This window comes from Streptomyces sp. NPDC101776 (assembly GCF_044766845.1).
GTDB lineage: Bacteria > Actinomycetota > Actinomycetes > Streptomycetales > Streptomycetaceae > Streptomyces.
Genome location: NZ_JBIWMV010000015.1, coordinates 77453 through 90548, shown reverse-complemented (window position 1 = coordinate 90548; position 13096 = coordinate 77453). Strand labels below are relative to the sequence as shown.

Here is a 13096-nt window from a genome sequence, read left to right as displayed (position 1 = left end):
GTGTGGACAACCGGCGCACAGGCTGTGCGCGTTAGGGTCGACGCCATGTCCGACACCCCGCTTGACCTCACACTGGACGCCGCCCGGCTCACCGCGCAGCTCGTCGACTTCCCCTCGGAGAGCGGCAGCGAGAAGCCCCTCGCGGACGCGATCGAGACCGCGCTGCGCACCCTGCCGCACCTGAGGGTCGACCGGTACGGCAACAACGTCGTCGCGCGCACCGGCCTCGGCCGCACCGAACGCGTCGTCCTGGCGGGCCACATCGACACGGTCCCGATCGCCGACAACGTCCCCTCGCGCCTCGACGAGAACGGCGTCCTGTGGGGCTGCGGAACCTGCGACATGAAGTCCGGCGTGGCGGTCCAACTCCGCATCGCGGCAACGGTGTTGGCCCCCAACCGCGACCTGACGTTCGTCTTCTACGACAACGAGGAGGTCGCCGCCCACCTCAACGGACTCAAGCATGTCTCCGAGGCTCATCCCGACTGGCTGGAGGGCGACTTCGCGGTCCTCCTGGAGCCGACGGACGGTCAGGTCGAGGGCGGCTGCCAGGGCACGCTCAGGGTGTTCCTGAAGTTCAAGGGTGAACGAGCGCACTCCGCGCGCGCGTGGATGGGCTCCAACGCGATCCACGCGGCCTCGCGGGCGCTGGCCAGGCTCGCCGCGTACGAACCCCGCACGCCCGTGGTGGACGGCCTTCGGTTCCACGAGGGCCTCAACGCGGTACGCGTCGAAGGGGGAGTGGCCACGAACGTCATCCCCGACGCGTGCACCCTTGTTGTCAACTTCCGCTATGCGCCCGACCGCAGCGAGGAGGAGGCGGAGGCGTTCGTACGGGACTACTTCGCCGACTGCGGGGTCGACGAGTTCGTCGTCGACGACCACACCGGAGGGGCCCGCCCCGGCCTGACCCACCCGGCCGCCGCCGCGTTCATGGCGGCCGTCGGCGGCGAGGCCCGCCCCAAGTTCGGCTGGACCGACGTGGCCCGTTTCAGCGCGCTCGGCGTTCCCGCGGTGAACTACGGCCCGGGTGCCCAACTCCTCGCCCACAAGGTGGACGAGAGGGTCGAGGCGGCTCTCATCCCCGAGGCGGAGCGGCGGCTGCGGGACTGGCTCACCGGCTGACATCCGTATGTCCCCCCTCCGTAACCCGCGTAGACCTACGCTGAGGTACGAAACACCTGCAAGTGGAGGGAGCGCACATGGCTACAGGCAACCCCGAGGGCAAGCAGCAGCCACCGGAGGAGCAGCGCCTGGGACCGGTCCTCCGGCGGCGCGGCCAGGTGACCGCGAGCACGACCGACCAGCGCCTCCTGGACGCGGGCGGCCCCTCGGACTGGGTCCACACCGACCCGTGGCGCGTCCTGCGGATCCAGTCGGAGTTCATCGAGGGCTTCGGCACACTGGCCGAACTGCCGCCCGCGATCAGCGTGTTCGGCTCGGCCCGCACCAAGCCGGACTCACCGGAGTACGAAGCGGGCGTACGGCTCGGACACGCCCTCGTGGAGGCCGGGTGGGCCGTGATCACCGGCGGCGGCCCCGGAGCCATGGAGGCGGCCAACAAGGGCGCCCTGGAGGCCAAGGGCATCTCCGTCGGCCTCGGCATCGAGCTGCCCTTCGAGCAGGGGCTCAACGCGTACGTCGACATCGGGCTGAACTTCCGTTACTTCTTCGTCCGCAAGATGATGTTCGTCAAGTACGCCCAGGGCTTCGTGGTCCTCCCCGGCGGCCTCGGCACCCTCGACGAACTCTTCGAGGCGCTCACCCTGGTGCAGACCCAGAAGGTCACCCGCTTCCCGATCGTCCTCTTCGGCAGCGAGTACTGGGGCGGCCTCGTCGACTGGCTGAAGAACACCCTGATCGCCCAGGGCAAGGCGTCGGAGAAGGACCTGCTGCTGTTCCACGTGACGGACGACGTGGACGAGGCGGTCGCGCTGGTGTCCAAGGAAGCCGGCCGCTAAGGCAGTCCGGCGGCTACGCGAGCCCTCGGCGGGCCACCGCCGGGGGCCGATGCCCAGCGATCGACGTCACCATGTCCAGCACCTGCCGCGTCTCCGCGACCTCGTGCACCCGGTACACCTGCGCGCCCAGCCACGCGGACACCGCAGTGGTCGCCAACGTGCCGACGACCCGCTCCTTGACCGGCTTGTCGAGGGTCTCGCCCACGAAGTCCTTGTTGGACAGCGAGACCAGCACGGGCCACCCCGTCCCGACCATCTCCCCGAGCCGCCGGGTCGCCTCCAGACTGTGCCGGGTGTTCTTCCCGAAGTCGTGCCCGGGATCGATCAGCACCGACTCCCTGGGCACGCCCAGTGAAACGGCCCGCTCGGCGAGACCGAGGGTCACCCGCAGAATGTCGGCCATGACGTCGTCGAACGTCACGCGGTGCGGCCGGGTACGCGGCTCCGCGCCGCCCGCGTGCGTGCACACCAGCCCCACGCCGTACCGCGCGGCCACCTCCGCGAGCCGGGGATCCACCCCGCCCCACGCGTCGTTCAGGAGATCCGCGCCGACCTCGCAGACGGCCTCGCCGACCTCGTGCCGCCAGGTGTCGACGCTGATGACCACGTCCGGGAAGCGCCGCCGCACCTCGGCCACGAAGCCGACCGTGCGCCGCGCCTCCTCCTCGGCGGTCACTTCCTCGCCGGGTCCGGCCTTGACCCCGCCGATGTCGATGATGGCGGCGCCCTCGGCCACCGCCTGCTCCACGCGCGCGAGGGCGGGCTCGTCGCGGAACGTCGCCCCCTGGTCGTAGAAGGAGTCCGGGGTCCGGTTCACGATCGCCATGATCACCGGCTCGTGCGCGTCGAATTCACGCCTGCCCAGCCTGAGCATCCCCTGTGACCTCTCTTCGTACATACCGGTCTTCAGCCGCCTGTGACCCTAACTGTCAGCGTCGCATGGCACGATCGGACCCTGACACATTCGGCTTCGGCACGTCCGACATCGACGCCCGTGGAGACCCCAGCGATGTTCATGTTCCTGTTCCTGGTCGTCGCGCTCGCCGTCGTGGTCGGCGCCGTGACGCTCTCGGTGATCGGCGGCGGCGACAGCGCTCCGCTGCCCGAGGTCGCGCCCGAGCGCCTCGACGACCCGCTGCCGGTGGACCGGCCGGTGGACCACGCCGACATCGAGACCCTCCGCTTCCCGCTCGCCGCGCGGGGCTACCGCATGGCCGAGGTGGACGACGCGCTGAGCCGTGTCGCCGCCGAACTCGCCGAGCGCGACGCCCGGATCGCCGACCTGGAGTCCGCGCTGGCGGGCGCGCTGGCCACCGCCAACGTCTCCATGCGGAAGCCGGCCGAAGGCGACCAGCAGTGAGCGAGGGTGCGGCCGTCGCCGGTCCTGACGGCGGCCTGCGCTGCCCCTGGGCGCTGTCCACGGAGGACTACGTCTCGTACCACGACGAGGAGTGGGGCCGCCCGGTCCACGGCGACGACGCCCTCTACGAGCGGCTCAGCCTGGAGGCCTTCCAGTCCGGCCTCTCCTGGATCACGATCCTGCGCCGCCGCGAGGGCTTCCGGGCCGCGTTCGACGGCTTCAGCATCTCCAAGGTCGCCACGTTCACGGACGCCGACCGCGAACGCCTGCTCCTCGACGCGGGCATCATCCGCAACCGCCTCAAGATCGACGCAACGATCGCCAACGCGCGCGTGCTGGCCGACTGGGCGCCGGGCGAACTCGACGAGTTCATCTGGTCCCACGCTCCGGCCCCGGGCCCGGCCCCGAAGAGACTCGGGGACGTCCCGGCGGTCACGGAGGAGTCGACGGCCCTGTCCAAGGCCCTGAAGAAACGGGGCCTGAAATTCGTCGGCCCGACGACGGCGTACGCCCTGATGCAGGCGTGCGGCTTGGTCAACGACCACTTGGAGACCTGCGTGGCGAGAAGCGCCCCCTGAGGGGTGTCTAGCGGCCCAGGTACTTCGGCGTCTCCTTGTTGACGAAGGCCTCCACGGCGATCGCGTGATCCTCCGACGCGCCCGCCCGGGCCTGGAGTTCGTCCTCCTTCTCCAGCGTCTCCTCAAGGGTGTGCGAGAGGCCGTACGCAACCGACTCCTTCAGCGCCGCGTACGCCACCGTCGGCCCGTCCGCCAGCAGCCTGGCCACCTTCTCGGCCTCGGCGTGCAACTCACCGGCGGGGACCAGCCGGTTCGCGATCCCGAGGTCGTACGCCTCCTGCGCCTTGATCGTGCGCGGGAACAGCAGCAGGTCGGAGGCGCGGCCCGGTCCGACGACGCGGGGCAGCGTCCAGGAGATGCCGGAGTCCGCGGTCAGCGCGACCCCCGCGAAGGACGTGTTGAAGCCGGCCGTGTCCGCGACGACGCGGTAGTCCGCCGCCAGCGCGAGCCCGAAACCGGCGCCCGCAGCCACGCCGTTGACCCCGGCGACCACGGGCTTCGCCATCCCGGCGAGCGCCCGCACGATGGGGTTGTAGTGCTCCTTGACCGTGGTCATGGTGGCCCCGGTCCCGGCCTTGCGGTCGGACTCCAGCAGCGTGATGTGCTCCTTGAGGTCCTGGCCCACGCAGAACGCCCGCTCCCCGGCCGCCGTCAGCAGCACGGCCCGTACGGCGTCGTCGGCCGCCGCGGCCTGTACCGCGTCCCGGAGGGCGACCTTGGTCGCGATGTTCAGCGCGTTCATCGCCTCGGGGCGGTTCAGCGTGATCGTCGCGAGTCCGTCGCTCACCTCGTAGAGCACGGTGTCCGCCATGGTGTGTCTCCTCCGGTGTCCGCGGCTCGGGCGTACCGGTCGGTACGGCCCGGTTACGTAGGACAGCATGGCGGAGATCACCGTCCGCGCACCGGACCGGACGTGTGACCTGCGTCAAAGAATTCCGGTCCGGATCGGGTCGGCCGAGGTCGGCGCGGCGGCGGAGTATCGCAGTCACATCGGCGAATTGAGTGGTTTTGCTCGCGCGCGTTGCCCAAGCGATGCCGACTGATGTTGGTCATCGGGTCCTGAGATGCGGGATAATGGCCTGGAAGCAATGTGTTCGATGCCGGTGACGCGTGTCTCATTAGGGGCCGCGCGTGCCCTCCATGGGGCCGTCGGCGACGATGAGCTGGTTTCAGGAAGGGGAACGAGCATGGCGGCCATGAAGCCGCGGACGGGCGATGGCCCGCTCGAGGTGACCAAGGAGGGGCGGGGCATCGTCATGCGCGTTCCGCTCGAAGGCGGCGGTCGGCTCGTCGTCGAGCTGACCCCTGACGAGGCCGACGCCCTGGGCGACGCCCTCAAGAAGGTCGTCGGCTGACGCGGCGGAACGCGACCATACCCCTTCAGCTGCCCCGGCACCCGAGACGGTGCCGGGGTCGCTGCTTTCCCGGGTGCCGCGGGGTCCTACGGGCTGCCGAGGGCCCGTCCGGCGGATCAGCCGCCGACGCGGGGCCGGGCTCGCACACCTGCGGCGTTGTCGTCACCGACGCTCTGTCTACGCGTCGGCCGCGGCCCCCGATGGCGACGTCTCCTCCGCCTTGCGGCCGCACACGCCACGCCCGGCCCAGCGGCGCCCACCGGATACGGCCGACTTCCCGCGACCTGACGCTGGAACGACCTCGCGCGGGTGACCCCCATGGCGCCGCCACCCGCCGCCGCCTCGCAGCTGCACGCACCGGACTCCGCTCACCGGCGCCGAACAGATGCCGCCGATCTCCCGGGACCTGATCCGCCGAAGGCCCTAGCGCTTGACCGCGCAGAGCAGCCCGTCGCCCACCGGGAGCAGGGACGGCACCAGCTCCGGGCTCTCGCGTACGGCGCGGAGCAGCTCGCGCAGCCGTAGGACTTCGGTGGGCTGGGGGCTGGAGTCGACGGTGCGGCCGTTGGCGAAGACGCCCTCGAAGACCACCAGGCCACCCGTACGCAGCAGGCGCAACGATTCAGCGAGATAGTCCAGGAATTCCAGGCGGTCGCCGTCGCAGAACACCAGGTCGTAGCCGGCGTCCGCGAGCCGGGGCAGGACGTCCAGGGCGCGGCCCGGGATGAAGCGGGCCCGGTTGCTGGCGAAGCCGCAGGCGCGGAAGGCCTGGCGGGCGAACTGCTGGTGGTCCGGCTCCGGGTCGACGGTGGTCAGTACCCCGTCCGGCCGCATGCCGTACAGAAGATGCATTCCGGAGACGCCGGTCCCGGTGCCGATCTCCGCCACCGCCTTCGCGTCCACGGTGGCGGCGAGCATCCGCAGCGCGGCGCCCGTGCCGGGCGACACCGAGCGCAGCCCTGCCTCGCGGGCCCGGTCACGGGCCCAGCGCAGTGCTTCGTCCTCGGCGACATAGGCGTCGGCGAACGCCCAGCTCGTCTGCCGGTTGCCGGTAATGACCCTCTCCTGTCCCCGTGGTTGCCTGGGCGTGACTGTATCCGTTGGTGCCGGGAACCTGCTGATGGGACCGGGCGTTTAGAGGGGGAGGAATGCACTGGGGGACGCGGCCGGAGGGAAGAGCGGGGGATGAGGATGGATCAGCCCATCGGGCAGAGGCACGGGCAGCGGCCCGAGCAGGAGCACGAGCGTCGGCTCACGCGACCGCCAGGTCGGTATGAGCGTGTATCAAATTCTCGTAAAACCGCTTATCCGGAGCTAACGGGCGAGGTGGCTATGGTAGGGGCTCCACTGGACACCACCAGAGCCGACAGGGGAGGTGCGGCTGTACCTGTGGATCGGGGAGGAGTGCTCCGGCGCTTTCTCGGATCGGCGGGCAGGCCGAAATCCGTGAACGACACCGCTGCTGACCACAGCCACGCCGCTGACCATGCCCAGACCGCGACCTTCTCCACCGACGCGGACGGGCAGGCGTGGACTCCGCCCACCTGGGAGGAGATCGTCAGCACCCACAGCGGCCGTGTGTACCGGCTCGCGTACCGCCTGACGGGGAACCAGCACGACGCCGAGGACCTCACACAGGAGGTCTTCGTCAGGGTCTTCCGTTCGCTGTCGACGTACACGCCCGGCACCTTCGAGGGCTGGCTGCACCGCATCACCACCAACCTCTTCCTGGACATGGTCCGCCGCAAGCAGCGCATCCGTTTCGACGCGCTGGGGGAGGACGCGGCCGAGCGACTGCCCAGCCGCGAGCCGTCGCCCCAGCAGGTCTTCAACGACGCGCACTTCGACGCGGACGTCCAGCAGGCCCTGGACACCCTCGCCCCGGAGTTCCGGGCGGCGGTCGTCCTGTGCGACATCGAGGGCCTCTCCTACGAGGAGATCGCCGCGACCCTGGGCGTCAAGCTCGGCACGGTCCGCTCCAGGATCCACCGAGGCCGCTCCCAGCTCCGCAAGGCCCTCGCGCACCGCTCGCCGGAAGCACGGGCCGAGCGCCGTTCCTTCGTGGCGCGTGTGCCCGCGCTGGGGGGAGGGGGCGCGACCGCGTGAGTGGATCACGTCCTACGCCTGCGGAGCAGCACCTGGGAGACCGACTTTCCGCCCTGGTGGACGGGGAGCTCGGTCATGAGTCGCGCGAGCGTGTCCTGGCGCATCTGGCCACCTGTACGAAGTGCAAGGTCGAGGCCGACGCGCAGCGCCGACTGAAGAACGTGTTCGCGGAAATGGCCCCGCCGCCGCCCTCCGAGAGCTTCCTGGCCCGTCTGCAGGGCCTCCCCGGGGGAGGCGGTGACATGGACGGCGAGGAGCCGCCCGGTGGAGGACTGTTCGCCGCCGGGATCGGTGTCTTCGGCGTCAAAAGAGACGGCCCGCTCGACGCGTTCGAGTTCGGCTACGTCCCGGCGGGCCCGCACGCGGCCACGGCCCTGACCCCGTCAGCTCCCTCCCGTCCCTCCCGGTCCGCCCGCGAGGGCTTCCGTATCCATGACGTCAGCCGGCACGACGCCGACCGCTCCGCCTCGCGCGGGATGCGGTTCGCCTTCGTCGCCGCCGGAGCGGTGTCGCTGGCGGCGATCGCCCTGGGCGGCGTGGCCACGGTCGCACCGGGCGACACGGCCGCGGAGGCGCGCGGCGGTACGGGTGTGACACCGGCGCGTACGCAGGGCGCGGGCGCGGCGGCCACCACCGACGCGGGTCGTCGCCGTGGCGTCGGACCCCTGCTCGCCCAGGGGACGAGCCAGCGGTCGATGCTCGGCGACACCGCGACGCAGCCGACCTCCGTCTCCGCGCCGCTGCTGCCCGGAGTGCCCTCGCCCGCGGCCGTCCAGGGCGACGAGGTCCTGCACACGCTGACCGCACCGGTGATGGCCGGAGCGGCGGTCATGTCCCCGTTGATACGCCCGATCGACGCGACCCCGCCGATCTCCCTCACGTCATGGTCCGCGGCCCCCGAGGTCATGGCCCCCGGCCTGCTCCGCACACCGGCTCCCGACGCCACCTCGTCCCCCTCTCCCACCTCCTCGTCCCCCTCCCACCCACTCCACTGACCGGCCCCTGCGCCACGCCCCGCGAACCTGGTTGAATCCGGGGAGTACGGGGTGGCGCGGCCAGCGGTGGGGGGACGATGAACGAGGGGACGCCGGAACAGGGGCCCGCGAGGACGAGCACCGGGGCTCCCGGGGACGCCAGGGTTGCCGAGGCTATCGACGGGGACTTTGCGCTACGGCCGCCTTCCGAGGGGCTGAGCGGTGAAGTGGGCTCAGGCGGGGGCGATTTCGAGCTGGGGCGCCCTGTGCCGGGAGCCTTGGCCGATGGCGTGGCCGAGGACGACGCTCGCGGCGACACCGAGGCGGATCGGCTTGCGGGTCGGCTCGTGGCTTCGGACCAGGTTGCAGGCCGGGCTCCAACTGGCCCTACGCTCGCGGGTGTTGACGGTGATTCCGAACCGGAGCCTCCCGCGCCCGAACCCCCGACAGCCCATGGCGCGGCCTTCCCGCCCCCTGAGCAGCCCAAGCCCCCGCACGACCCCGACCACTACAGCACCCCGCCGTACGGCGGGCCCGGCCCCTGGGCGTCCGCACCGCCCATTCAGCATCCGGTGCATCCGCCGGATGCCTCCGCGCCCGGCACGGCCCCACAGGCCCCCACGGCAGCCCCCGGCGCCGTCCCACCGGTCACGCACCCTGCCGCACCTGCCGACACCTCCGCGTCGCCCTACTCCGACACCCCACCCGCCAACCCCTGGGCCCGCTACGACCCCTGGGCACTCCCCGCCCCTCTCCAACAGGCCGGCACCCCGACCCCCACCCCCGAGCAGCGTCGCTCCCGTACCCGGAAACTCCTCGCCGCCTCGGCCGTCGCCCTCGCCCTCCTCAGCGGCGGCATCGGTGGCGTCGTAGGAGCGCGGCTGGAGCGGGACGGCGGTGGTGGGGACGTCGTGTTGCCGCAGGCCGGGGAGGAGGACGGTGGGCGGGCGCCCGGCAGCGTCGCCGGGATCGCCGCTCGGGCGTTGCCCAGTGTGGTGACCCTGCATGTGACCGGGGACGAGGAGTCGGGGACCGGTACCGGGATCGTGCTGGACACCCGGGGGCACATCCTCACCAACAACCATGTGGTGCAGCCCGCCGGCGGTGACGGCGAGATATCCGTGAGTTTCGGTGGGGGGCAGACCGTCAAGGCCAGGGTCGTCGGGCACGACACCGGGTACGACCTCGCCGTCGTGCAGGTGAGCGGGGTGCGTGGGCTCAAGCCGATGCCGCTCGGGAACTCCGACAACGTCCGGGTCGGTGACCCCGTCGTGGCGATCGGCGCGCCCTTCGGTCTCGACAACACCGTGACCTCCGGGATCATCAGCGCCAAGGAGCGGCCCATCACGGCCGGCGGTGAGGCCTCGGACGGCAGTGATGTGTCGTACGTCGACGCCCTCCAGACCGACGCGCCCATCAACCCCGGCAACTCCGGCGGGCCGTTGCTCGACGCGCAGGGGCGGCTGGTCGGGGTCAACTCGGCGATCCGGTCCGCCGACGACGGGGCCGGGGTGGAGGGCGGACAGGCCGGGTCGATCGGGCTCGGGTTCGCCATTCCCGTCAACCAGGCCAAGCGGGTCGCCGAGGAACTGATCAACACAGGCAGGGCGACCCACCCCGTCATCGGCGTCACCCTCGACCTGGACTACACGGGAGACGGAGCCCGCGTCGCCACGAAGGGCAACGGCGACGGCCCGGCCGTCACCGCGGGCGGACCCGGTGCCCGGGCCGGCCTCAAGGCGGGCGACGTCATCACCGAGGTGGACGGCGAGCGCGTCCATTCCGGCGACGAACTCATCGTCAGGACCCGCGCCCACCGCCCCGGCGACCAGTTGCGCCTGACCCTCCGGCGGAACGGCAGGGACCTGACCGTGTCGCTCGTCCTGGGCTCCTCGACCGGTGAATGAGCCGGGAATCGAGCCGGGATTGACAGAAACGTCACAGGTGGGAGCCCCGCGACCCGTCCCACTAGGCAAACAACCCGGAAAACCGTTCGTGTACACCCACTCGTAGCCCCCGGGACAGTACCGGTCGGGTGGGATCGACGGGTACCGTGGACCCGGCCCGGACCACGGAAGACCGCACAGACCACCGAGGGCCGAGGACCGAGGACATCGCTAGGAGCTTCAGGTGTTCAATGACATAGGACCGCTAGAGCTGGTGACGATCATCGTCCTCGCCGTGCTCGTCTTCGGTCCGGACAAGCTCCCCAAGGTCATCCAGGACGTCATGCGGACGATCCGGAAGATCCGAGAGTTCTCGGAGAGCGCCAAGGCGGACATCCGCGAGGAGCTCGGTCCGGAGTTCAAGGACTTCGACTTCGAGGACCTCAACCCCAAGACGTTCCTGCGCAAGCAGCTGGACAACGACGAGCTGGGGCTCAAGGAGATCCGCAACGGCTTCGACCTGAAGAAGGAGATGGCCGAGGTCACGGAGGCGGTGCAGAACGCCGACAACCCCTCGTCCTCCTCTTCCTCCCCGTCGTCGTCCGGTGGTCGTCTCGACATGACCAAGAAGCCCGAGGACCCGGAGAAGGACGACCGCCCGCCGTTCGACGCGGACGCGACCTGACCCCTCCCGGCCGTCTTCCGGAACCCGTCCAGGGCACGTCCCGGGCACGTCCCGAGCGCCTCACGCGAACCTCCCCGCGCGCCTCCCACGTGACGCGTCTCATACCTCCACCTCCCTCCGCCATGCCCTCGTACGGCCTGAACACGGCCTCTTCGCGCCTCGCGCGCCTGGCGCTTTCCGGGCTGCCTCGCACGAGGTGGCTATGCTGCCGAGTTGTTGTGCGGACCGGGTGAGTCGCCCGAAGGGGGGCGGGCCGCCCGGTCCGACGAGAACGAGGAGGCGTCCGGAGCATGGAGACGACGAGTCGGGTAGGCGCGCAGGCGCCGGCCGCGGAGGGTGGACAACAGGTCCCCTCCGCCCGCCGCACGGTCGACGGCTACCTGCTGGCGCCCTTCCCGTGGTACGGCCTCGACGAGGCCTTCACGGGACCGCGCTGGCTGATGCAGGTGGGTATGGCGGCGGACGGAGCGGTCGAGCACGGTTCGATCGGGCACGGCGACGAGCCCTCCGTACGCAACGAAGGCACGGAGGACAAGGAGAAGTTCGCGGTGGTCGTCACCGTCGCGGGCAACCCCGCGCGGCGCACCGCCGACGGTACGGGGCTCCTGGAGGCCACGTCGGTGTCCTCCGCGGCCTGGCTCGCGGGTGTGGGGCTGCTGTCCTTCACCTGGCCCGGGCAGATGGACCACACGCTGCGGGACGACTGGCTGGAGCAGCAGACGGAGACGGCGTGGGTGCTGGCGGACGACCTCGCCGGGTCCGACTGGTCCACCCTGTCCCTGCCGGTGGACGGGGTGCCTACGCCGTTTCACTACCGTGAGTCGGAGTTCGGGTGGGTGTTGGCCGGGTCCACTCAGGCGGGGGTGCACGTGGGGGCGTATGGCCGGGGGATGAGCGCGTACGGGCTCGGCTTCGCCATGATCAAGGACATCGGTTCGTACGCGTAGCACTGCGCCGCGTGGGCTGTCGGCCGTATGTGGCTGGTCGCGCCCACGCGGCGGAGCCGCAAATCGATGCAGCCCCGCGCCCCTTTAGGTGGGACTCCTAGAACTTGTTTTTAGGAGTGATCCCCAGCGACAGTCCCGAAAGGCCCCGCTGGCGTCCGCCCAGCTTTCCCGCGATCGCCCGTAGTGCCGTGCCCGCCGGGGAGTCGGGGTCGGTCAGGACGACCGGCTTGCCCTCGTCGCCGCCCTCTCGGAGGCGGACGTCGATCGGGATGGAGCCCAGGACGGGGACCGTGGCGCCGGTCGTGCGGGTCAGGCCGTCCGCCACCGACTGGCCGCCTCCCGTGCCGAAGACGTCGACCATCTCGCCGCAGTGCGGGCACGGCAGGCCCGCCATGTTCTCGACGACACCGACGATCTTCTGGTGGGTCTGTACGGCGATGGAGCCGGCCCGCTCGGCGACCTCGGCCGCCGCCTGCTGAGGGGTCGTCACGACCAGGATCTCGGCGTTCGGGACGAGTTGGGCGACGGAGATGGCGATGTCGCCCGTGCCCGGCGGGAGGTCGAGCAGCAGCACGTCCAGGTCGCCCCAGTACACGTCCGCCAGGAACTGCTGGAGTGCCCGGTGGAGCATCGGGCCGCGCCACACCACCGGTGCGTTGCCCGGCGTGAACATGCCGATGGAGATGACCTTCACGCCGTGCGCCGACGGCGGCATGATCATGTTCTCGACCTGGGTGGGACGGCCGTCGGCGCCCAGCATGCGGGGCACGGAGTGGCCGTAGATGTCGGCGTCGACGACACCGACCTTCAGGCCGTCGGCGGCCATCGCGGCCGCGAGGTTCACCGTCACCGAGGACTTGCCGACGCCGCCCTTGCCGGAGGCGACCGCGTACACACGCGTGAGGGAACCGGGCTGCGCGAAGGGGACCTCGCGCTCGGCCTTGCCACCGCGCAGGGCGGTCGCGAGTTCCTTGCGCTGCTCGTCGCTCATCACGTCGAGGGTCACGTCGACACCGGTGACACCCTCGACGCCCGAGACCGCCTCCGTCACGCGCTGCGTGATCGTCTCGCGCATGGGGCAGCCGGAGACCGTCAGGTACACGGTGACCGCGACCGCTCCGTCCGTACCGATCTCCACCGACTTGACCATCCCCAGTTCGGTGATGGGTCGGTTGATCTCGGGGTCGTTCACCGTCGACAGCGCTTCACGCACCGCGTCTTCCGTAGCCATAGGGTCGATGGTA

The 13096-nt window shown here is 71.0% G+C and carries 15 protein-coding genes; 11 read left to right on the top strand and 4 right to left on the bottom strand.

The window, feature by feature from the left end; genetic code table 11:
• Nucleotides 1-45 precede the first annotated feature (45 nt).
• Nucleotides 46-1125 (top strand): succinyl-diaminopimelate desuccinylase, encoded by a 1080-nt coding sequence (gene dapE / locus ACIRRY_RS35410; RefSeq protein WP_403981060.1) that lies wholly within the window; start codon nt 46-48, stop codon nt 1123-1125.
• Between the two features lie 77 nt (nt 1126-1202).
• Nucleotides 1203-1961 carry a TIGR00730 family Rossman fold protein gene (locus tag ACIRRY_RS35405; protein WP_043674715.1) on the top strand — a complete coding sequence of 253 codons (759 nt, stop codon included), beginning with the start codon at nt 1203-1205 and terminating at the stop codon, nt 1959-1961.
• Nucleotides 1962-1974: 13 nt separating this feature from the next.
• Here the strand turns inward: ACIRRY_RS35405 and folP are convergent, their stop codons facing one another.
• On the bottom strand, nt 1975-2835 hold the full coding sequence (gene folP / locus ACIRRY_RS35400; RefSeq protein ID WP_403981056.1) for a dihydropteroate synthase: 861 nt from the start codon (nt 2833-2835) through the stop codon (nt 1975-1977).
• A gap of 135 nt (nt 2836-2970) precedes the next feature.
• Between folP and ACIRRY_RS35395 the strand changes: the two genes are divergently transcribed.
• Nucleotides 2971-3321, top strand: coding sequence for a DivIVA domain-containing protein (locus ACIRRY_RS35395; protein ID WP_403981476.1), 351 nt, complete (start codon nt 2971-2973; stop codon nt 3319-3321).
• Entirely contained in the window at nt 3318-3899 is a 582-nt protein-coding gene (locus ACIRRY_RS35390; RefSeq protein WP_403981054.1) for a DNA-3-methyladenine glycosylase I, read from the top strand. Before ACIRRY_RS35395 ends, ACIRRY_RS35390 begins: the two co-directional genes overlap by 4 nt.
• Before the next feature lie 7 nt (nt 3900-3906).
• On the opposite strand, the gene ACIRRY_RS35385 is transcribed toward ACIRRY_RS35390, so the two are convergent.
• On the bottom strand, nt 3907-4710 hold the full coding sequence (locus ACIRRY_RS35385) for an enoyl-CoA hydratase/isomerase family protein (RefSeq protein WP_403981052.1): 804 nt from the start codon (nt 4708-4710) through the stop codon (nt 3907-3909).
• 67 nt (nt 4711-4777) lie between these two features.
• On the opposite strand from ACIRRY_RS35385, the gene ACIRRY_RS35380 reads away from it, so the two are divergent.
• Both ACIRRY_RS35380 and ACIRRY_RS35375 read left to right on the top strand, forming a co-directional pair.
• Nucleotides 4778-4942, top strand: a complete 165-nt coding sequence (locus ACIRRY_RS35380) for a hypothetical protein (RefSeq protein ID WP_403981049.1) — start codon at nt 4778-4780, stop codon at nt 4940-4942.
• A gap of 144 nt (nt 4943-5086) precedes the next feature.
• Nucleotides 5087-5254: a DUF3117 domain-containing protein gene (locus tag ACIRRY_RS35375; RefSeq protein WP_003966491.1), complete on the top strand. Its 168-nt coding sequence runs from the start codon at nt 5087-5089 to the stop codon at nt 5252-5254.
• Nucleotides 5255-5677: 423 nt separating this feature from the next.
• Here the strand turns inward: ACIRRY_RS35375 and ACIRRY_RS35370 are convergent, their stop codons facing one another.
• On the bottom strand, nt 5678-6376 hold the full coding sequence (locus tag ACIRRY_RS35370; protein WP_329265624.1) for an O-methyltransferase: 699 nt from the start codon (nt 6374-6376) through the stop codon (nt 5678-5680).
• 282 nt (nt 6377-6658) lie between these two features.
• Between ACIRRY_RS35370 and sigE the strand changes: the two genes are divergently transcribed.
• The 5 genes from sigE to ACIRRY_RS35345 all read left to right on the top strand — a co-directional run bounded on the left by sigE (nt 6659) and on the right by ACIRRY_RS35345 (nt 11852).
• A complete protein-coding gene (sigE, locus tag ACIRRY_RS35365) occupies nt 6659-7360 on the top strand; it encodes an RNA polymerase sigma factor SigE (protein WP_019072074.1) in 702 nt (233 codons plus the stop codon).
• Nucleotides 7357-8355: an anti-sigma factor family protein gene (locus tag ACIRRY_RS35360; RefSeq protein WP_403981046.1), complete on the top strand. Its 999-nt coding sequence runs from the start codon at nt 7357-7359 to the stop codon at nt 8353-8355. Before sigE ends, ACIRRY_RS35360 begins: the two co-directional genes overlap by 4 nt.
• 77 nt (nt 8356-8432) lie before the next feature.
• Nucleotides 8433-10241, top strand: a complete 1809-nt coding sequence (locus ACIRRY_RS35355) for a trypsin-like peptidase domain-containing protein (protein WP_403981044.1) — start codon at nt 8433-8435, stop codon at nt 10239-10241.
• Between the two features lie 223 nt (nt 10242-10464).
• The gene (locus ACIRRY_RS35350; protein ID WP_403981042.1) at nt 10465-10905 is read left to right on the top strand and encodes a sec-independent translocase; all 441 of its coding nucleotides are present in this window, start codon (nt 10465-10467) and stop codon (nt 10903-10905) included.
• 290 nt (nt 10906-11195) lie between these two features.
• The gene (locus ACIRRY_RS35345) at nt 11196-11852 is read left to right on the top strand and encodes a hypothetical protein (protein ID WP_403981039.1); all 657 of its coding nucleotides are present in this window, start codon (nt 11196-11198) and stop codon (nt 11850-11852) included.
• A 97-nt stretch (nt 11853-11949) separates the two neighbouring features.
• Here ACIRRY_RS35345 and ACIRRY_RS35340 read toward each other — a convergent pair whose 3' ends face one another.
• Complete coding sequence (locus tag ACIRRY_RS35340) at nt 11950-13083, bottom strand: Mrp/NBP35 family ATP-binding protein (RefSeq protein ID WP_403981037.1); 1134 nt, start codon at nt 13081-13083, stop codon at nt 11950-11952.
• Nucleotides 13084-13096: the final 13 nt, after the last annotated feature.

What these genes read in the sequence shown, in the direction of transcription:
- dapE (WP_403981060.1), top strand. Translation starts at nt 46, where the DNA reads ATGTCCGACACCCCGCTTGACCTCACACTGGACGCCGCCCGGCTCACC.
- ACIRRY_RS35405 (WP_043674715.1), top strand. Translation starts at nt 1,203, where the DNA reads ATGGCTACAGGCAACCCCGAGGGCAAGCAGCAGCCACCGGAGGAGCAG.
- folP (WP_403981056.1), bottom strand. Translation starts at nt 2,835, where the DNA reads ATGCTCAGGCTGGGCAGGCGTGAATTCGACGCGCACGAGCCGGTGATC.
- ACIRRY_RS35395 (WP_403981476.1), top strand. Translation starts at nt 2,971, where the DNA reads ATGTTCATGTTCCTGTTCCTGGTCGTCGCGCTCGCCGTCGTGGTCGGC.
- ACIRRY_RS35385 (WP_403981052.1), bottom strand. Translation starts at nt 4,710, where the DNA reads ATGGCGGACACCGTGCTCTACGAGGTGAGCGACGGACTCGCGACGATC.
- ACIRRY_RS35380 (WP_403981049.1), top strand. Translation starts at nt 4,778, where the DNA reads ATGGCGGAGATCACCGTCCGCGCACCGGACCGGACGTGTGACCTGCGT.
- ACIRRY_RS35375 (WP_003966491.1), top strand. Translation starts at nt 5,087, where the DNA reads ATGGCGGCCATGAAGCCGCGGACGGGCGATGGCCCGCTCGAGGTGACC.
- ACIRRY_RS35355 (WP_403981044.1), top strand. Translation starts at nt 8,433, where the DNA reads ATGAACGAGGGGACGCCGGAACAGGGGCCCGCGAGGACGAGCACCGGG.
- ACIRRY_RS35345 (WP_403981039.1), top strand. Translation starts at nt 11,196, where the DNA reads ATGGAGACGACGAGTCGGGTAGGCGCGCAGGCGCCGGCCGCGGAGGGT.
- ACIRRY_RS35340 (WP_403981037.1), bottom strand. Translation starts at nt 13,083, where the DNA reads ATGGCTACGGAAGACGCGGTGCGTGAAGCGCTGTCGACGGTGAACGAC.